The 20,855-nt window shown below is 37.4% G+C and carries 8 protein-coding genes; all 8 read right to left on the bottom strand.

The annotated features are described in order from the left end of the window. Window positions 1-77: 77 nt before the first annotated feature. The 8 genes from I6U50_RS12445 to I6U50_RS12410 all read right to left on the bottom strand — a co-directional run bounded on the left by I6U50_RS12445 (window position 78) and on the right by I6U50_RS12410 (window position 20,551). Window positions 78-5,075, bottom strand: a complete 4,998-nt coding sequence (locus tag I6U50_RS12445; RefSeq protein ID WP_198639068.1) for a DUF4132 domain-containing protein — start codon at window positions 5,073-5,075, stop codon at window positions 78-80. A gap of 833 nt (window positions 5,076-5,908) precedes the next feature. After that, entirely contained in the window at window positions 5,909-6,850 is a 942-nt protein-coding gene (locus tag I6U50_RS12440; protein ID WP_198639067.1) for an NAD-dependent epimerase/dehydratase family protein, read from the bottom strand. 120 nt (window positions 6,851-6,970) lie between these two features. Then, a complete protein-coding gene (locus I6U50_RS12435; RefSeq protein WP_198639066.1) occupies window positions 6,971-9,157 on the bottom strand; it encodes a beta-N-acetylglucosaminidase in 2,187 nt (728 codons plus the stop codon). A gap of 96 nt (window positions 9,158-9,253) precedes the next feature. After that, entirely contained in the window at window positions 9,254-10,567 is a 1,314-nt protein-coding gene (locus I6U50_RS12430) for a DUF3472 domain-containing protein (RefSeq protein ID WP_198639065.1), read from the bottom strand. 132 nt (window positions 10,568-10,699) lie between these two features. Further along, window positions 10,700-12,295, bottom strand: coding sequence for a RagB/SusD family nutrient uptake outer membrane protein (locus tag I6U50_RS12425; RefSeq protein WP_198639064.1), 1,596 nt, complete (start codon window positions 12,293-12,295; stop codon window positions 10,700-10,702). Window positions 12,296-12,306: 11 nt separating this feature from the next. Further along, a complete protein-coding gene (locus I6U50_RS12420) occupies window positions 12,307-15,312 on the bottom strand; it encodes a SusC/RagA family TonB-linked outer membrane protein (RefSeq protein WP_198639063.1) in 3,006 nt (1,001 codons plus the stop codon). Window positions 15,313-15,824: 512 nt separating this feature from the next. Continuing rightward, window positions 15,825-17,534 carry a RagB/SusD family nutrient uptake outer membrane protein gene (locus tag I6U50_RS12415; RefSeq protein WP_198639062.1) on the bottom strand — a complete coding sequence of 570 codons (1,710 nt, stop codon included), beginning with the start codon at window positions 17,532-17,534 and terminating at the stop codon, window positions 15,825-15,827. Window positions 17,535-17,545: 11 nt separating this feature from the next. Continuing rightward, window positions 17,546-20,551 (bottom strand): SusC/RagA family TonB-linked outer membrane protein, encoded by a 3,006-nt coding sequence (locus I6U50_RS12410; RefSeq protein WP_198639061.1) that lies wholly within the window; start codon window positions 20,549-20,551, stop codon window positions 17,546-17,548. Window positions 20,552-20,855: the final 304 nt, after the last annotated feature.

Below are 20,855 nucleotides of genomic sequence, written 5' to 3'. Positions count from 1 at the left end.
CAGTGCGATAGCACGAGGACTTGCAACAAAAAGCCCGCCCCACCTTAAGTGGGGAACGCCCTTATTGTTTAAAGAAATTAGCTATTTATTTGTGCTAAAATTGTTGGATCCTGTATTTTGTGATCTTCTGAAAGTAGTTTCATCTTAGAAATAATTTCTGCCGATTTTGGATCGTCGTCTACAAATGGCAAGAACATTCGCCCTCTATGCTGGCTGTGTACCGGGATTATAGATAATGCCAATCCGTTTTTGCTCACCTGGCCGCTGCCTAAATGAATGCTATACTCGCCAAGACTACCTTTTACAAAAATGTGGCGGTCTTTAACATTAATATTTATAAGTTTGAATAATTTGGCAGATTCTTCGGCTAATGCAGCACGCATTTGCATGCTGCTGTGGCTGGCTTCTGGATCTATGCCACCAACGTGCGCTACACTCACCACAAGGTCAATGTCCCGCATTATCTCACTAAAAATCACCGATGGAATTTCTGAAAGTGGAACAGTTTTATAAGTGTCTACAGCGTGAAAGCAAATATCTTCCAGGGTTGGGGCCTCGGTATCTGAAGGTGAATACCAATCGGCCATGGCGTACATAGTGGCTATAAAACCGTGTTTATGATATACTTTTTGTAAACCATCTTCCATACTTACCGTCCAACCACGACCTCTTAAAAGCGCTACGGTTTTTTTAGGCTGAATTTGATGTCCCTGGTAACGTTCTGAACGATTACTGTGTTCCCGCTCATCTTCAGTGATTAAATACAATTCTCTAAATACTTGCTTAAATGGCTGTACTACACGCTCTGCAAATAAGTGTTTCTGGTACATATCCCATACCACTGCTTTGTATAAATGAGAAGGATGGGCAATAAGCAATACATCATCTTCTGCTAACTGATGTGTTTTACCGTTCGCATCTATTAAGTTGCCCTGTTGGTAAAATCCGGCAAGTTCTTTTTCAGGAACGTACATTACCAGCTTACTCAACATCACTTTTACGATAGGGTGTTGCATTAAATTATGAATTTCCTTCGCTGTAAATTCATCTTCGTTTACCATGGCATTTTCTAATGATAAACGAGTTCTACTGTATTGTCTGGACAAGTAGGCTTTATTTTCTTTTAAAGCGATAACCTTTTTGTCTTTACGCAATTTAGCAGGAATATTTTTTAGTGCTTTCCCGGCTTTGGTTACTTTAAGTTCTGTTTTGCCAAGCTCGTTAATAACCAATTCTATCACTGTTTCTTCTATGGTAATTTTAGCATTCTCCATAATGCTTTGGGTGGCTTTTGCCTCCATTGCCCAACTAAAGCGCACACGATCCTGGTAGCCCGCATTACGCGATAAGTTATCTAATGCTATGTCTACAGCCGCAGCTTCGCTTTCCTGACGCTGTGCACCAAATTGCTTACTTTCTTTTAAGAAATCCTGTAAGAGATTGTAGCGCTTTAGTACATCTTTTTCAGGTACGGTTTTGCTTAGAGGAATTAAGCCTAAAGCACGTACGTAATCTTTATCACGCTTGTCTTTAATTTTCTTTATGGTTTCAGTGATTTTTACTTCGCCCAGCATTACACCAGAATAAAGTTTTACCTGTCGATGCCCGTTTCCATCAGAAATGTATTTAGCAGCCTCGTGAAGTAGTTTCCAATTGGTTTTGCCTAAGCTTTTGTATACTTTGGTAAACCAATCTATATCGATAGCCCCTAGTGCAAAATCGCTTTTTGGAATATTGGAGTAACGAGAAATTATGGTTTCTTTTTCACTGTTCATATAATCTGAAGCGTGTGCCTGAAACCACCATACGGCATTTTCTAAATTATCGATTTTTAAATATTCGCCAACCACACTGGCCCATTGGGTGGCGTAACAGGCCAATTCTATAAAACGCTTTTTACTAATTTTTGAGGCCTTTGCAAGATTTTCAAAATCAGAATAAGACTCGGTGTCTTTAAATTGTGTCATTCTAAGAATGGCACTAAACTTAGATTTTTTACTGTCGCCGTAATAGCTGTAACCCCGCTCAAAAGTATCTTTCCCCAGGCGCTCCAGTACTCTAAATACATAATCTACACCTTCAACTTTATGAATAGCGTTAATATAATTAGAAGCAGGGGTTGCTATATCTCCGCGATTTAATTCGGTTTCTAATAAATTGGTTTTTAAAGGAAGAAATACATGTTTGGGAATTGTATTGCGTTCCAGACCTTTTCTATAGTTCATTCTGTAATTAAATCCACCATCAATAATGGTCATTAATTCATTTCTATTTAAAGCCTGGAATAGTAGATCTTCATCATTAATCAATCCTTCTTTATAGAGCTTTAGTGTGACTTCAATTTCAGGAAATTCTAAGCTCCGTGTCCTGGTTTGTGCAGCTGTAAGTATTTTATTATCTGTGGCAACTGTAGGATACGCACAATTTTGAACCATTAAATACATTTTAATAGACCAATATTTTAAAAGCTGCTCTGAAGTAAGTTGATCTAAATGATGAACACCAAAATTAGGGGTGTTTGCCTGTATAATACTTGTCCAATTATATGTGTTGGTGTAATGGTAACCACGATCCTGAAACTTTGTTAATTTATATTTTTCAGGAAAATTGGCAATCATATCTTCATACATACTCAGTTTAAAAGATCCAATTGTTTGGGCATCTACATAAACTGCAAACAAGCGATTTAAAATCTCGTTGTACGTTCTGGACTTTGAGTAATAATTTTTTTCTTCATCTAAATTTAAACCTGATAAATCTGGGTAATACTGTCTTAAAAAGGGTTCTAATATTTTGTAGCTCCCATAGGGATAACTGTGATTGTTGATATACCTAATGGTAGCATAGAGTTCAAAATCATTAAGCTTGCTTTGTTCATACCATTCTATCCATACATGCGAAAGCGGAATATTATGTAAATGATCCTGAGCAGTAGCATCACTTCCCAGTTCCTTTATTTCATGAAGTCCTTTTTCAATAAATGTGGTATGAGTTTCTCCCTGATACCCCTGCATTTGATACTCATAATTTTTATTTTCAGCAACAATAGCAATTAGCCTGTTAACTTGTTTAGTAATCTTATTAGCATCTATAAAATCTTTAAATTTAAATGCCGAAAACTCTGATGTTGTGACCCCCAATTTATCGAAGAAATTCATTTTTTTCTCAAATTGAGGTTTTGGAATATATAGCGGTGTTAAGTTGTCATAATCAATAACACCAAAACCATTGCTAAAATTATAATCCTGCGTAGTCTCTAAAAACTTATCTAAATAAACCTGTTCGTTTTTAGTGATTTTAGGACGCTCATGATAAAGTTCTAATTGGGCTTCAATAAAATCAGATTGTATATTGGCATCTTTCAAAAGGCTTAGAATCTCTAAACCGGCCAGGCGTTGTTCAATATTTTTTGCTGAAAGTAAGTTCTTAGTGCTTGTTCTTAATCGGTCTGCCGGTAGTTTTGTGATTATATGGATTAAAGCTGTGCGTAAATTTTTATTTTTTCGCCTTAGTAAATCTTCAGCAATCTCTAAATCTTTATCATAAAGGTGTATCGAATTAAATAAATTTAATCCTGTTGCCATAACCCCCTCATTTCGGTTATAAATGGCTTTTCTTGCTAAAGCTCTTTTCCAGGACGCTTCGTCGTAATCTAATTGTACTTTATTTTGCTGATCTTGTTTGTAATACAAGGAGTAACTAAAATGTTTTGGGAATACTTTGCGAATGTAGTTTTCCCTATATTCTGTAGGAAATTCTTCAAAATCAGTAGCCATTAACTCTAACTGCTGTTCTGTTGCGCTATTGATTAAAAATTGAAAGAAATAGGTTGGCCCGGGGACAAAGCTCCACCAGGAGAATATTTTGCTTTCGTAGGTTTTACCTTTTTCTGTAACGTTTTTGGCTACAGAAAGTAGCTTCTCGAAAGTGGAGTTATCTAAAGTAGTTACCGGTAAATTTACTGCCATCCAATGGTCCAGGGCATAATCTTTACCTAGCTCTGTGGTAAAATAGGGGACCAGGGCATCGTTTGTCCTATCTGTTTTCCAAATAAAATACAGTGCTAAAATCTTCTTGTTTCTATCTTCAGAAGTGAAAACAATTTCTAAGGCTTTTCTATTGGCAGTGTCAACATCTAAAATTCCTATAGCCCATAAACCAACTAAAACTTCTAAATTATCTTTGCTTTTAAGCAGTGTATCTGTTTCTTTTAAATCAAGGATTAAAGCTTGTGCGAGTTTTAAAACCCGGTTGATGATCGATTTTTTAGGTGTTTCCCAATTTAATCCAAACCAAGTGCTCACAGCTCTGGTAACACTGCTAAAACGGGTAAGGTCATTTTCTAGAATAACATTGATTATATACTTTAAAGCGCCCAGACCAGACTCATCTAACGACTCTAGAATGGTTTGTCTTAAACCTTCCTGACGTTGCGCGGCCAGTAATAGTTTGGCCACCATTTCCCAATGCTTTTCCGTTTCAGAAAGTAACAGGGCTTTAATAATATCGGCGCTAATCCCCCCAATTTCATCCTCACCTTGAATAATGTCTTCTAGCAATTCATCAAAAGCGCCGTTTCCATTATGAAGTAAAGTGGCTAAGAAGTAGCTGTTTGCATTTGGAAAATAGGTGCTGTATTGAAAATGCTCTTGTAAAGACAAGCCACCAAAACCCTTTCTGCTAAATCTTAAAAATTGCGTAAAAAAATGTAATTTATTACGTAAGGTATCTTCAGTTTTTATAGATCTAAAGGCTTGTCGGGAATAACCTCTTTGATAAGGAAAGGTGTCCATAAAGTCCCACATATCGGCTAAATAAGGAGCTTGAATAACCCCATACAATTGCATCCCTAAACGCAAGCCTTCTTCGGTTCTCCAGGGATTAATGTTAATAGCATCTTTAAATACAGTAATAAAATCTGGGGTATTGTAATACGTTCTATTTCCTTTATCAATTCTAGCTAAAATTTTACCTAAAACTTTATAAGGTTCAGAAAATAAACGAAATTCAGATGCGTCTATTTCCGGCTTTTTATGTCTATGAATATGTTTTTCAGCTTCTTCAAATGGAACCATATCTTGTTATGCTTTATATCTCTTAAATGTCAATTATTCAACTCTTAAAAATGCTAATAATTGTTTGCAAGGTAAACCTAATCGCAATTTTACTTCTCACGGTTTTTGGGGATATTTCTGAATAGTTTAAATTTTAGCCTATATTTAATTTAATCAATAATCGAGATTTGCGCCGGTAATTAGTAGGGCTCCAGGGCTTATCAGAAGCTAATTTGCGGGTGTTTAAATGACTATATTATTATTAATGAGATACTTTGTTAAAGTACCTGGGATTTAAATTTAGAAGCGAAAAGCTTTAAGTAATAGGTATAAATGGTAGCTCTCTTTTATTGAATGAAAAAGCTTGATTTTGTATTGCAATATAATCGCGTAAAATACCGGGGATAGCGCTTAAAATTATAAAGGCTAAGGTAGAAGCTATTTATACCTGAATTGGTTTTTTGTACGGCTTTCGTGTACGCTATGTATTGTGGGTATGGGGGAGTAGACGAGAGACTAATTTTCTATTTCAAATAGAGCAGGAGGTACTTTAATTGGCATCTTCAAAGGCTGTAGTACCCAGGGTTTGCCTCGGAATCCAAAAAAAAATCCATTTCATACCTTGTTGGCTTACCGTGAGGTGATTTACCAGAAGTCCTTCTTCAATAATTTATAGATTGTATTACACCGAAACCTTATCATAAGAAGAAAAGATGTTTTAGTGGTCTTAAAATTTACAATTACTGAAGAAGGTCTTAGATAGAAAATAAAAGCTTTATTTAGGGAGATTCATTCCTTTAAGCTGCGAACCTGGTAGATGCGCCAACTAACGCTGGTTAAATTTTTGAAGAACCCTAAGACTTAAGCTTTACGTTTTTTAGCATATCTGCTGTCATTTGCTGCAGGTTATATTCTGGTGTCCATCCCCATTCCTTTTGGGCAACCTCATCATTAATGCTTTTAGGCCAGGTATCAGCTATGTCCTGTCTAAAATCTGGTTGGTATGAGATTTTAAAATCAGCAATATGCTCTTTTATTGCTTCTGAAAGTTCCCGTGGTGTAAAACTTATCCCTGAAATATTATACGAAGTTCTTGTTTTAATGGCTGTACCGGGTGCTTCCATTAAGTTTAAAGTTGCCCTTACAGCATCTGGCATATACATCATGGGTAGCCTGGTATCTTCAGAAAGGAAACAGGTGTATTTCTTATTTTCTTTTGCTTTATAAAAAATATCTACGGCATAATCGGTAGTGCCACCGCCGGGTTCAGCCGAATAGGAGATAAGCCCGGGGTAACGAATGCTTCTTACGTCTACATTAAATTTTGTAGCATAGTAGTTACACCATTGTTCGCCTGCCTGTTTTGAAATTCCGTATACAGTAGTTGGAACCATCCCCGGATTTTGAGGGGTGTTTTCGCGTGGGGTATCTTTCCCGAAAACAGCAATTGATGAAGGCCAAAAAACTTTTAATTTGTATTCTCTGGCGGCCTCTAAAACACCTAAAAGACTTTTCATATTAAGGTCCCAGGTAAATAATGGGTTATCTTCACCTTTAGCCGATAGGATGGCAGCTAAATGATAAATTTGAGTAATCCCTTCAGATACCACCAGCTCTTTTATTTTGTCGGAATCTGTAGCATCTAAACTTATAAACTTTACCGATTGGAATTTTTCAGCAGATTTTGAATTAATATCACTAGCTAAAATATTTTTAGCTCCATATTTTGTAATAAGGGCATTGGTAAGTTCAAGCCCCAATTGTCCCGCTGCCCCGGTAATTAATATTTTTTCCATTAAAAAAGTAATTAAAATGTGTTTGTAAAAATGGGTTTAAATTAATTTTAAAGACTGCCTTTGCAGTTTAATCTATAATCGATATCTAACTACCTCGTCTATTTGAAACGAGGTAGTTTGTTAAAACTGAATTCGTAAGGTTTTTATTCTTGTTTCAATTTTAGTATCTGTAGCGTTAATAATCCTAATAAACTTTACCGCTTCTTTTGGGAAAGCTTTTATATGGCCATTTGCTTCTTTCGTAGCCGGTGTACTCCATGTATTTCCATCTTTGGAAAGCTGCCAGGTAAGTGCATCTAAAGAAGGCTCTAGTTTATAGCCAACTTCTTTTAGTTTTTTTACTTCCTCCAATTCAAATCCAAGGAAATCTTCAGCCTCAAAAGTAATAACTTCCAATGGCGGGTTTAGCGACAGCACTTTGTTTTTAAACGTAATTGGTTGCTCTTTTAATTTATTGATATTGGTGAATAGGCTATGCGGATTAAAATTGGATTCAATTTTTAAACTTTCACCAAACTCTTTGTTATAGGCACTTGTCAATAAAGTAAAAGCTTCATCAATCATAGGAGTAATAACCAGGCTACTGGTTTTAATTCCCGGTTGATAGGGGTTTTGGTTTTCCTTACTATCCAATTCAAACATTTCTGTTTTTATCTTTAAAACAGAATTATAGTTGTCTTCAAATTCTTTTTGGTTTTTTGTTTGTAGCGCTTTTTGCATATTCAACATAGAGAGCCCTGCCTTTCCCAGATGTTTAAATTGCCTTACCCAGGGGCGAATTTCATCTAGTAGAAAAGGGTTGTCTTTACTGTTAAGCAGTTTTTCTGAAGCATTAACCATTTCATTAAACTCAGCTTCTATTATATTTAGGTTAGTAATTTCCTGTTTGTTTTTAATTGATTTTAGGAACTCTTTGGCTTCAGGAGCAAATGCTACCGACTCTTTTCTTCGGTACCTGTGGCCATTTTCTCCTAAATCGCTGTTGTGTTTCGCGAAAACTGCAAGTGCTTCATAATTTTCAGGCATTAAATCTTTTAAAGATTTATTCCAGGTTTTTTCTGGGTGATAGCCTTCCATATTCCAGGTATAGTCGGCTACGCCATAAATACCAATTTTAGAGGCTTCGGCGTGTTCCATTGGGTTTGATGTAAAGCCGGAAAGATCCTTGGCAATTGTTTTGGCATTACCGTATGCAGGCCCCAAAAGCATATGGTTTCTTACATAGTCTGAAACAGGATAGTTCCACCAAATAAAAGCTTTACGCTTAATTTTAGCATTAATCCAATCCATAGTGGCCTCATCAATATCGGCAACAACGGTATTTCCTGTCCACATAATTTCAATAGATGGATCTAGTTTTTCACCCAAAGTCTCCAGGTATTTTCGGTCTGGATTAGACCAGGCCTTGTTATATTCGGTTGGGCACATTATTAAAGGCCTTACATCTTCTTTTTCCTTTACAAATTTATCGTTGAGGTAATTTAATAAGCTAGCCTGTTGGGTCGGGTCTGTTCCTTTTCCCGAAATATCATCGAAAAATACAGCAAAAGATCGAACCCCTAAGTCATACATATTTTCAAACTTTCTAAGCAATGCATCTCGATCTTTATCGTCCCATTTAATATCCTTTCCGGGGTGAATGGCCCATACAAAATCAACGTGATTTAAGTTAGCCCGGCTTACTAGTTTTTTAAGCTTTTCGGCTTCTTTTTCAGGATAAGGTTTTCGCCAGTTTGGCGAACTGTGGTAGGGATCATCTTTAGGGCCATAGATATAGGTGTTAAGTTTATTTGCCCCATAAAAATCTATTTGACGCATGCGGTTTTCAAAGGTCCAGGGAGTCCCATAAAAGCCTTCAACCACTCCTCGGGAAGATACATCTGGATAATCTATGATTTCGCCAAGGGGCCTCATAGAAGAACTTAATAAAGTTATTAAAGTCTTTGTTCCGTAGTAAGCTCCGGCAGCATCCCTACCAATAACAAGGATATGGTTTTTGGTACTTTTAATGTAATATGACTCCGGGCGATTTGGAACTTTTTTTAAGTCACGCTTTTTAAATTTATTAGTCACGTCGCCTACACGAATTGAAAGACCTTTTTTCAACGTATTTTCTTTGGTAAAATAGGTTGAAATCAAATTTTTGGTAGCTTCACCTGTATTCAATTGTTGAATATTGAAAAAGGATGGAAGCTGTACCGAATCTTTAATATTAACTTCTTGCGGAACCGGGTTTACACGATCAATTTGTGCAAACCCTGTACTTACAAGTAGAAAAATAAATATTTGGATGCTATACTTTATCATCTTTAAATAGAGTGTTAACCATTGTTATAGACGCTTACTCGATAATTAAGATTTATCCCGATAGTTATAGGGACTGTGAGGCAGGCTTCTGGTAATTTATTTTTGAAATTTACTTTCAAGTTCTTTGAGGTCAACTTCAGGCTCGTTTTCGTTTGGTTTCCTACTAAACTTAGAGTTAACTTCGGTATAATCATTGAAAAAACCACAATTTTCAAGATAATAGCCTCCTTCAACTTCACCACCGGCATAATCAATTCTATGCTTTTGATTAGCCGTAGCGTCTGCTGTAAAAATAGCATTAGAGAGTTCTATCCAACCCTGTTCCTCATCGTAGAGCCATTGATTTTTATAATGTGCTTTACGCGAAATATCTCCTGTTGCCGGAACAAAATTTTCCAGGAAAGAATAGAGGCTACCCAGGTAATTGCTGGATTTTGGCCTTCTAAAACTGGCAATAATCTCCCATGCTCCATTTTCAGGCGCATAGAAGTAGGCGGTATAATCGGTATGGTTGGGCCCTGCTGGCTCTCCTTTAAGTAAAAACTTATAAGTAGTATTGGTTTTCCACATAAATTTTTTATAGCTCTGTCCCCCAGAACCTTCATTACCAAATTCACCGGTATAAACATCCTCTCCTTTATTTAGCAGGATAATTTTCTGGTCTTCCGGAATTTCTGCAGGATCCTGGGTTTCATAAGGGCTCCAAACCGAAAACAGGATTCTACGTTCCTCTTCTGAATTTACCTGGATTCCAAAATAACCATGTGAGAATCCGTTGGCCATATAATAAGAACCTACTACATCCTCGCCTTCGGGAACTACAATTTCATTGTAAAAATAGGTTGGTTTTTTGCTTTCTTCCGGGATAGGGTAGCGCAAATGTACCGAAGGTCCGCGACGACCAAAATGAAAATTATCTTCTACATAATTCACTTCAGTATCGGTAACAGGCCCGGCCAATAGTAAATCTTTAATGCTCAATGAATTATTTGATCCGGGCTCTACAACTTCAATAAGTACTTGTTGATACCCCGGTTCTTCAAGCTTAAATTCGCCAACATAAACATCCTGAAACTCTTTGTTTTTTACTTCTAGCTCCTTCGACTTTCCTGCCACACTCACCTTTAATGTAATGTTTTCTGAGTCTGCTTTTAGCTTGAGGCCAAGTTTTAGAACGCCAGATTTATTGCTTCTAAAATAACTTTCAACAGGTTTACTTCCGTCCCAATTAGAGATACCTTCTTTCTTAATTATTTTCCTGTCTTCTGCCTGATCTTTAGAAATCCAGGAGTTTTCGCCTATAGGAATTCGATAAGTGAAATCGGGGTTTTCTTTATGTTCGCTACAGGAGCTTAAGACTAAGCTTATACAGCTAATTAAAAATGCTAATTTGTAACTATTAATTTTCATTTGATCTTTTTTTGAATAAGGCTGCTTGAAAAGTCTATTGTTGTATTTAAAGATTTTTCAAGCAGCCTTATTTTAATTTAATTACTCGATAATCGAGATTTTATGATTCCAGATTTTTCTCTGCCCAAGCGGTTAATACCCTGGGTTGTTTGGTGTTAAATTTGGATTCTTGTCAATTGCATTTTGCGGAATTGGCAGGAGATTGTTTTTAGGCGCTTCAAATTGGCGGCTTTCAATTAAGTTTTCCGGCAAGCTTAGGGAAACATTATAATCTCCATTTGGCAAGGTAGTTTCAAGAACTTTACCTCTTTTTACACCTTTTAGTTCTCCATTTAAAACATCGCTGGCAATGTTCCAGCGTATAATATCGTCTCTGCGAAGACCTTCCATAGCAAACTCGACTCTTCTTTCATTTCGAACAAGCTTTCTAAGACTTTCCTGATCTGCATATTTATCTCTATCTACGGCCGGCATTCCTGCTCTTAACCTAACAGCATCGAGTGCTTCATACAATTCATTGTCTATTTGCCCTAATTCTACTTTGGCTTCGGCAATTGTTAAAAGTACCTCTGCATATCTAAAAATATAGATGTCATTGCCCATGTTCCAGTATGGAGAGCCTGGGTCTGAATCCATAAAACTTGTGTATTTTTTGAAATTATATCCCGTTTTAGAGGCATTGTCTGCAGTATTGTAATAATCGGCATCGTTTTCTTCAACCGATCGGTAAACTTTACCGGCAAAAACCTGCCCCGGGTAAACTATAGAGGCCCTTAATCTTGGGTCGCGATTTTTATATGGGTTAGTTGGATCGTACTCCCCGGCACTTTGCGCTTCCTCTATGGTTTTACCATCAGCCATTTCAAAAGCATCAACTAAAGATTGTGTAGGCACTACTGAAGACCAACCCCCTATACCATTTGGTAAAAACGGGGTGAAATTAATTGAATAGGTGTTAGGGGTATGTTGTACTGATAAAATTACTTCGTTGTTTTTTTCGTTGGACGGATCAAATAAACCTGTAAAGCTGGGGTGTAATGAATAACCGCCTATACTGTTTGCGGTTGCCAAGGCCTTTTCATAGTCTTTAAAATAAAGGTAGTAACGCATAAGTAATGCCTGTGCTGCTCCTTTTGTAGCTTTTCCGAATTCTGCTTCCGAATAAGATTCCGGCAGAACATCTATTACAGAATTTAATTCGTCTTCAATAAATTCACGTATTTCTGCTTGTGGGTTCCTTGGAACTTTAGCTTCTTCGGGGGAAGCAAAATTTTGCGTTATAAGTGGAACATCACCATAATTTGTGGTAAGCACATAGTATTTATAGGCGCGTATAAATCGTGTCTGGGCCTTGTAAATATCTCTAACCTCTTCCGATACCTCTGTGGCGTTATCGGCATTGGCAAGGAATTCATTACATCTATTAATTGTTGTAAAGTTATAGTATGATGCGCCGGGATCTGCCGGTGAATTTTTTCCGTTTCCTATTTTGTTCCATCCTTCCCAGGGGAAATTATTATAAGCATTATCAGAACCTGCATCCCGGTACATAATAGAGCTACCACTTTGAAATTCGTTATAAATACCTGTAAGAGCCAAGTCTAAATCCTGTTTGCTTTTCCAAAAAGTAGAAGGGGAAAGCGCATCATCGGGGGCTGTATCCAGGAAGGAGTCTTCACAAGCGCTAAATGCAAAAACGATTCCTATTAAGTATATTAATTTTTTCATCTTGTAATAAATTAAAAAGTTAAATTAATTCCGATAGAATTGGTCATAACAACGGGATAGCTACTACCTCGTCCTGAAGGAGCTTCTGGGTCCCATCCATCTAGATAATTTGTAATCGTAAATAAATTCTGTGCGGTGTAGTAAATTCTTAGCTTGGAGATGTTCCAGTTTTCCAATAGGTCATCCTGAAGGTTATATCCAAGTTGCAGGTTCTTCATTCTTAAATAATCTGTACTCTGTAGCCAATAACTTGTGGTTGAATTTTGCGGCATACTTGGACCATTAATACCATCTATTAATCGAGGTACATCTGTATTTGTGTTATTTGGGGTCCATCTATCCAACCAAATTGAAGACGGTTTTTGTCCATCACCGTTAAGGGCGCCAATAGCATCAAAATCCATGTACCCGTACCCACCGGTTGCTCCCTGAAAGATGGCCAATAAATCAAAGTTTTTATAGGCTAAACTCAAATTGGCTCCAAAGTTTAGATTAGGGGTAGAGTTACCCAGTAGTACACGATCGTTAGCATCTACCTTTCCATCGCCGGTAGCATCAACATAACGTAGGTCACCGGGTTGAATTTGTCCCGGGTAGAGTGTATTTATAGGGTATGCATCAATATCGGCCTGGGATTGGTGTAATCCATCTGTTTTATAGCCATACCAGGAGTCAAGAGATTCCCCTATTCTACGAATTTGGCGACCATCAATAATGTTATTTGTTCCCGCTAGTTTTATTAACTCATTTTGATTATATGCTACATTTCCGCCAAAACCAAAATCTACTTCCCCAAAACGTGTTGAGTAATCGAGGCTTACTTCAATACCTTTATTTTCTAGCTCACCAACGTTATCATAAAAATTATTTAGCGCAAACTCGTTTGGAGCTGGTACCTTCATAATAATACCTTCGGTAAGCTTTTTATAGGCATCTATTGTTAGGTTTAATTTGCGAAATAATCTGGCATCTAGACCAATACCATAACTAGTTGTTTTTTCCCAAATTAATGCTGCATTTTTTGCATTAGAGATAGCAGCACCCGAAGTAATTTCACTATTAAAAGGGTAGTCTATTCCAAGACCCAGTGTTGGAACTGTTGGGTAGTAGTCATCAAGTGCATCCTGGTTACCAAGCTGTCCCCAAGAAGCTCTAAGTTTTAAATTGCTCACAGTTTCTCTAAACCCTTCAAAGAAGTTTTCATCAGAAATTCTCCACCCTGCAGAAAAAGATGGAAAGACCCCAACTCTGTTGTCTTCAGCAAAACGAGATGAAGCGTCAGCCCTTAGGTTGGCTTCAAATAAATAACGACCCAAATAGTCATAATTTACACGTCCAAACCAGGATACCATATTTAATTCCCTTGTATATCCTGTGTTTTGCATACCGTTAGATGATCCTGCATCTAAATTAGGAAGTTCGGTGCTAGGGAAATTTTCACGGTACGCAGTGGTTTCTTTAAAATCATAAGATTCGGCATGATAACCGGCTAAAACTCCCAGGTTATGAACATCATTAAAACTATTATTGTAATTAGCCGTTAAATCAATAGTATTTCGGGTGGTTGTTCTAAGGTCTTCGGTAAGCTTTGTAGGTCCGTGGTATTTATTCTCATTGTATTGGATTTCTTTGTTCATTTCTGAATTGTCCTCTTCTACGTTTCTATGAGAGATAAGGGCTTTTACATTAAAACCTTCAAAAATATCGGCCTGTACAGAACCTATTCCCACAAATGTTTTTCGATTGTAATTAATTTGTGGTCCCATATCTAACCAGGCAATAGGGTTTCCATCTGAAATTGTCCCGTAAGTACCATCTTCATTTTTATATGGTATCCAGGGTGCAATTCTATTTACCTGCCTTATTATCTGGTCTATACCATTACCCACATAAGCATTGTTAGGAGACTCACGATCCATTTGTGTATAGGAAAGGTTCATATTGGTGGTTAACCATTTTTTAGGCGTTACCGTAAGGTTTAACCTTGCATTGTATTCGTTTTTGCCGGTGTGTTTAATAATACCATCTTGTTTTTGGTAGTTAAGAGATGCCCTATACTTTGTGTATTCTGTACCGCCTGAAATTCCCAGGTTATTGGTGCTTACAAAACCTGATCCCTGGTACAATAAGTCTTGCCAATCTGTATTAGGATGACCATAAGGATCACTGCCATTTTGAAATAATTCTAAATCATTGTCATCAAATTTGGGAGCTTTTCCACTATTGGCCAGGGCTTCGTTGTATAGTAGGGCATAATCATAAGATCCCAGGTAATCTGGTAATCTTGTGGGGGTTTGCCAGCCTATATTGTTTGTTAATCGTACAGAAGGTTCTCCTGTTTTACCCGTTTTGGTGGTAATAAGAATTACCCCATTTGCAGCTTTAGAACCATAAATTGCGGCTGAGGCTGCATCTTTAAGTACAGAAATATTGGCTATATCGTTGGCCTGTACATCGTTTAATGATCCTTCCACTCCGTCTATTAAAACCATGGGAGAGGCTTCGTTCAGGGTACCTGTTCCGCGAATCCTAATGGTACCTCCGTCGTTACCCGGCATTCCTGATGATTGATTTACAGACACACCCGGTAGCAAACCGGAAAGACCGGCAGAAACACTGGTCATAGGTCTATCTTCCAGCATGTCCCCGTCTACAGAAGCTACAGATCCCGTTAGGTTTACTTTTTTCTGGGTTCCAAAGCCAACAACAACTACCTCATCTAGCGTAGCGGCATCCTGTTCTAAAACAATATCTATAGTAGTTTGGCCACTCACCGGTATTTCCTTGGTGGCATAGCCCATATAGCTAACTACCAAAATCGCGTCCTTGGGAGCGCTAATACTGTAGTTTCCATCAAAATCTGTCATGGTGCCGTTATTGGTGCCTTTTTCTACAATGTTAACCCCGGGAAGTGTCATGTTTTTATCAGAAACAGTTCCCGTAATCTCAATTGTTTCCTGTCCTAACATTATGAAAGGAAAAAGTAAAACAATGAAGGTTAATAATACTTTTTTCATAAAATAGTTATAATTAATTAGTTGTTAATGAATAATAAATTGTTATAACGAAAGTTTAAATTTTCGTAAAGTTTGCAATTTCAAACGTTTTACTTACTTATCCAAAAATTATATTATAAAAATGTAATTAATACATTTATCTTTTTAGGAATGCTATTTTTGATAAAAAGTTGATATAGAAATTATGTTTTGAGATGTGTTTTGAAGTAATTTTAATTTAAAATGTTGCGTTATTTGTAAAATATTAAGAAGCTTTATTTTATGGCTTTTAGAAGATTTAGCGTATCGGAAATATAGATGGGGGGTAGAGTAGGGGCTGGAAGTCTTCTGTTTAAGAAATTTATAAAAAAAACAGGCTGTCTGAAAAGTCTATTCTCGTCAAGCTGAACTTGTTTCAGCTTCTAACATGTTTTTAATTACCAACACGTTAGATCTTGAAATAAATTCAAGATGACGGTTTTAAAACCTTTTCAGACAGCCTGTTAAAATACTCGCTTATAATTATTGTTTAATTATTGCGTAGGATTTTGAGTTAAGGTTCCAGGGTAAGAGTTAATAGCATCTTGAGGGATATAATATACTACACGGAAATCTGTAGCGGGTATATTCTCAAACTGCTTGTGAGGTCCCGGGTATTCACGGGTAAGTTCTTTTCCATTACGGAATACATCATAACTTCTTTCTGCCTGATAAGCAAGTTCTAACTGGCGCTCCTTATCAATAAGGGCACTGGCATTAGTGGCATCTAAATTATCGTAACCACCATCTACAATAGAACGCTCTCTTATAGTGTTTAAATCTTCCAGTGCAGCGCTATAATTACCTAGTTTAGCATAGGCTTCTGCGCGATTTAAATAGATTTCGCCCAAACGACTAATTACAGGGGAGTGCAAGTGTGACTCTTCTCCTTCAAGGGAGGCTTTTGTAATATAGAACTGTGGGTATGCCCTATTGAGGCTAATATAATTATCTATAACCCCGGTATAGGTTTTTCCATCTTTATACTGAATAGAATAAATCTCCTGACTGGCATCTACAGCAGATAAGGTGTAGGTTTCATCTCCTTCAGAAGCAGTTATGGTATTTCCATTACGGCTGATGTCTGCCTGTACATAGTTTAATTTATCCCCATCTTTTTTGATAAAACGAAATACCTCGGTGTACTCTCCTGTTTCAGAATCCTGGGAATAAGTAGGCTTAATAAATGCAGCACGGGCGTCTACCATGTTGTAACTACCTGGACGCCAGTCGTTACGACCGGTTTCGTTTAAAAGGCTTATATACTCGGCACTGGCATACATTTCTCCCCAGCCCATACCGCCAATATTGGCATACATACCTCCAACACCATAATAGTGGTCGAATCCTGAAAATTCTGAGGCTACACGTTTTACAGCGAAAATAGTCTCTGCATTATCTTCCGGAACAAAAGTATTGTATTCCATAAATTGCTCTCTTGGTAACAAAGAAAATTTGCCCGAGTTTATCACTTTATTCGAGTACTCTACTGCAAGTTGGGCATACTCTGTATTTGGCGATTCATAGGTTCCGCTCATATAAAGGTAAATACGGGACAACATAGCCTGAGCTGCTTCTTTTGTTGCGTAAATTGGCTCATTTTCTAAAGTGAGTAATTCTTCAGCTTTCTTTAAATCGTCTATGGCTTGTTGGTAACTTTCTGCTACGGTGGCCCTATCTGGAAGTTCCAGGTTAATAACATCATCAGGCGTGCCATTTACAATAGGTACTCCCAGGTTTGATTCCGGATTTTGATAGTAAGGTCGGCCAAATGCACGTGTAAGGTAGAAATACATCATTCCTCTTACATAATATGCCTCTCCCAGATTGTTGTCAATCTCTTCGTTTTCACCTTCAGCAATCATCTTAATAATATTTGATGATTGTGCGATGGCTTTATAGCCTGAATTCCAGAACTGGTTCAAACGACCATTATTCGGAGTTCTTGCGTAAGAAATAAATTCGTAGAAAGCATCTGTAGATGAACCGCGAATCATCATATTATCCCCGGCATATTCTCCCATTCTATGCATAGGATCGGACCAGGCCTTTAATTGGGCATACATTCCATTTAGTAATGATCTTTGGGAGGCATCTGGATCTTCAACAATACTATCAGAATCCATGCTTCCATGTGGTAATCGATCAATTTCACAAGCTGAAAGAGCCACTGTAGCGAAAAGTGCTATAATTATTTTTTTCATAGTGTTTCTTTTTAAAATTTCACATTAAGTCCAAGCATAAATTTACGTGTTGCTGGATACACTCCAGGCCCCGTAGAGCCTAAAATGGCTCCGTCATTTTCTCTGATTGGAATTTCTGGATCAACCCCAGAATAGTCGGTAATTACAAATAGGTTTTCACCAGCTAGCGAAAGTCGCAGGTTGTCAATATTATATTTGCTTAGATCAAAATTGTATCCCAGCGTTAACGAACGTAGTTTTAGGAAATCACTTTTTTCCAGGTAACGGGTAGAAGTAGCATTTCCTTTATCCTGGTTGTCATATCTAGCTACGGGGTGGGTAGCGATATCACCGGGTTTTTCCCAGCGACTCCAACCTGGTTGTAATTTCATTTGGTTACGATCTGTATAGGTTCCGTCTGAGTCATACTCCATTCTAGAATAGTTATAAATTTCACCTCCTATTGAATACCCAAACATTGCACTTAAATCAAATTGTTTATAAGATACAGCTGTAGAAAACCCTCCAAAGATGTCTGGGGATATTTTTCTTCCTGTTTTTTCGAATGTAGCTTCCGAGTAATTAGAGGTGGTGGTTCTTGAGATTTCATTCCCATCGCTGTCCCTATCTACTATATACCACATAGGTAAACCATTTTTAGGATTTACTCCGGCCCATTCCTTTAAATAATAAGTGTCTACGGGCCTACCAGGCTCTAATATTCGTTGGGCTGAACCAGAAATGCCAATGTTATCATTAATAATGATAGGTCTAACCGCATAATTACCACTAGCATCTTTGGTTTTGTAAAGTTTGGTTAATTTATTTACATTATGTCCTAAGTTAACATCTACACTCCAGGTAAGGTCCTGGTTACGAATAATATCTCCGCCAATGGCAAGTTCAATTCCTTTATTTTGCATTTCACCTATATTCTGCCAGATGCTGGTTACGCCCGTTAAACCACTAATTGGAACCCTGTACAAAATGTTTTCGGTATTTTTTTCGTAATAATCAAAAGTAAGCCTTGCACGATTGTCAAATAAAGATGCATCAATTCCAACACCGGTGGTGAATGTTTCCTCCCAGGTCAGGTCTTTATTTCCTATTTGGCTAATTAAAGCACCAGGATCACCATTGTAGCTTGCACCACTTGAAACGCCATAAAGGTCATATTGTGGGTATAGGGAGCTTGGACGATTTCCTACCGAACCGTATGATGCACGTAGTTTTAGAGCATTTACCCAATCGGTTTTAAACCAGTTTTCGTTATGGATATTCCACCCACCACTAAGTGAGAAAAAGTTCCCATACTTGGCATTATCACCAAAGTTTGAGGCACCATCCCTACGGAAAGAAACCTGCCCCAGGTATTTATTATCATAATCATAATTAGCATTGAAAAGTACCGATTGTACAGCCCATTCACTAATACCACCTTTTGTACGTTCAGGTTTAGCTACTACATCAAGTACTTCAAATCCCGGAATAAAACCGGTACCGTACGCATCTAAAGTTTCACCACGATAGTCGTTATATTCATAAGCTAGGATTCCATTAAAATCATGTTTCCCCCAGTTTTTATTGAATCGTAATATTTGGTTGGTATATTGACGTGTGTATTCAGATCGGTAATCGGTTATTCTACCATTTACACTTTCACCGGCACTGGAACGTGGGTCCACATAGCTTTTCGCTTTATAGTGATTATATCTAATGTTGTTTACCGAAGAAAATGTAAGCCAGTCGGTTAGCTCTATGTCAAAATCCAAATTCCCCATAAACTCATAGTTTTTATTGGAAGAGTGGTTCCATTGAAGGTCATATAGGTAATTGGTGCTGGCACTGTTTACCCAACTACTGGAACGATGTGGTACAAGGTTACCATCCTCATCATACGGGCTATCCCAGGGTAAATTAGAATACATGGCCGTGGTAGAATATTGCCTGTCTTCAACATCGCGAAGCGAACCGTTTATAGATGGTTTTATTTTTAACCACTCTGTTGGTCTATATTCTGTTTTAAAGCGAAAATTATATCGGGTATAATCAAAACCTTTTACGGCTCCCTGCTCATCATATAGCCCCACTGAAGCATAGGATCTTAGGGTTTCACTACCACCTTGTATAGAAACATTGTAATTTTGGGTAAAGCCACTTCGGGTAGCTACATCCCACCAGTCGAAATTACTATTTCTTAAATCAGAATTCCAACGCGGAAACGAGATTTCGTCGGCATTGGTAAACGAAGCATAATAGTCATAAAGTTCAGCCCCGTTCATCATTTCCAGGTTGCCGTTATTAAGCTCGTTGATACCTGTTTTTGAAGAAAAACTAATAGTAGTTTCCCCCGGTTTTGCATTTTTAGTAGTTACCACAATAACTCCGTTGGCTCCTTGAGAACCATAAATAGAGGTAGAAGCGGCATCTTTTAAAATCGTCATGGTCTCAATGTCGTCCGGATTTAATTCCCCCGGTCCTGAGCCAACAATTACACCATCAATAACCCACAACGGGCTTGTAGTTCCGCTTAAGGTAGCCTGACCTCTAATTACAACGCCACCCTTGGCTCCTGGTTTTCCTGATCCGGGAGCTACAAATACCCCTGGAGCTTTTCCGTTAAGCATATTTTCAACTGAAGGAGTGGTAACATCTCTTAAATCGTCACCTTCAACAGTTTGTAAAGCACCTGTTAAACTTTCTCTTTTCTGGGCACCGTACCCAACAACCACCACTTCATCTAAAGCAGCGGCATCCTGCTCTAAAACAATGTCTAGCTTAGATTGTCCATTCACTTGCACTTCTTTTGTAGCATAGCCCATATAACTAACTACTAATACGGCATCACTGGGTGCATTAATGGTATAGTTTCCGTCAAAATCTGTCATAGTACCATTATTGGTCCCTTTTTCTACAATGTTAACGCCGGGAAGCGTCATGCCTTTTTCTGAAACAGTCCCTGTAATTTCAATTGTTTCCTGCCCCAGCATTATGTAAGGCAAAAACATTACAATGAATGCTAAAAGTGTTTTTTTCATAAACGTTTTTAGTTATTATTTAATGATTAATTGATAAAATGAAAATTTTAACTTTCATATGGTTTGCAATTTTATACGTTTTATTTACTTATCCAAAAGTTAACTTAAAATATGTTGTTTTTTAACATTAAGGTATCTTGAATTAAATAATCATTGGTAGTGTTTTAAGCACTTAATTTTGTTGGTATCGTACTTTTGGGAATGTGATTTCAAGCTTTGAATATGCAAAGTAGTTATATTCAGATTTGAAGATATTTAGCTTTTGATTTTGAAGATAACAGTGTTTAAAGCTTTAAAATGATAG

The organism is Salegentibacter maritimus (assembly GCF_016236975.1).
GTDB classification, from domain to species: Bacteria; Bacteroidota; Bacteroidia; order Flavobacteriales; family Flavobacteriaceae; genus Salegentibacter; species Salegentibacter maritimus.
This window is presented reverse-complemented; position numbering and strand designations above follow the sequence as displayed.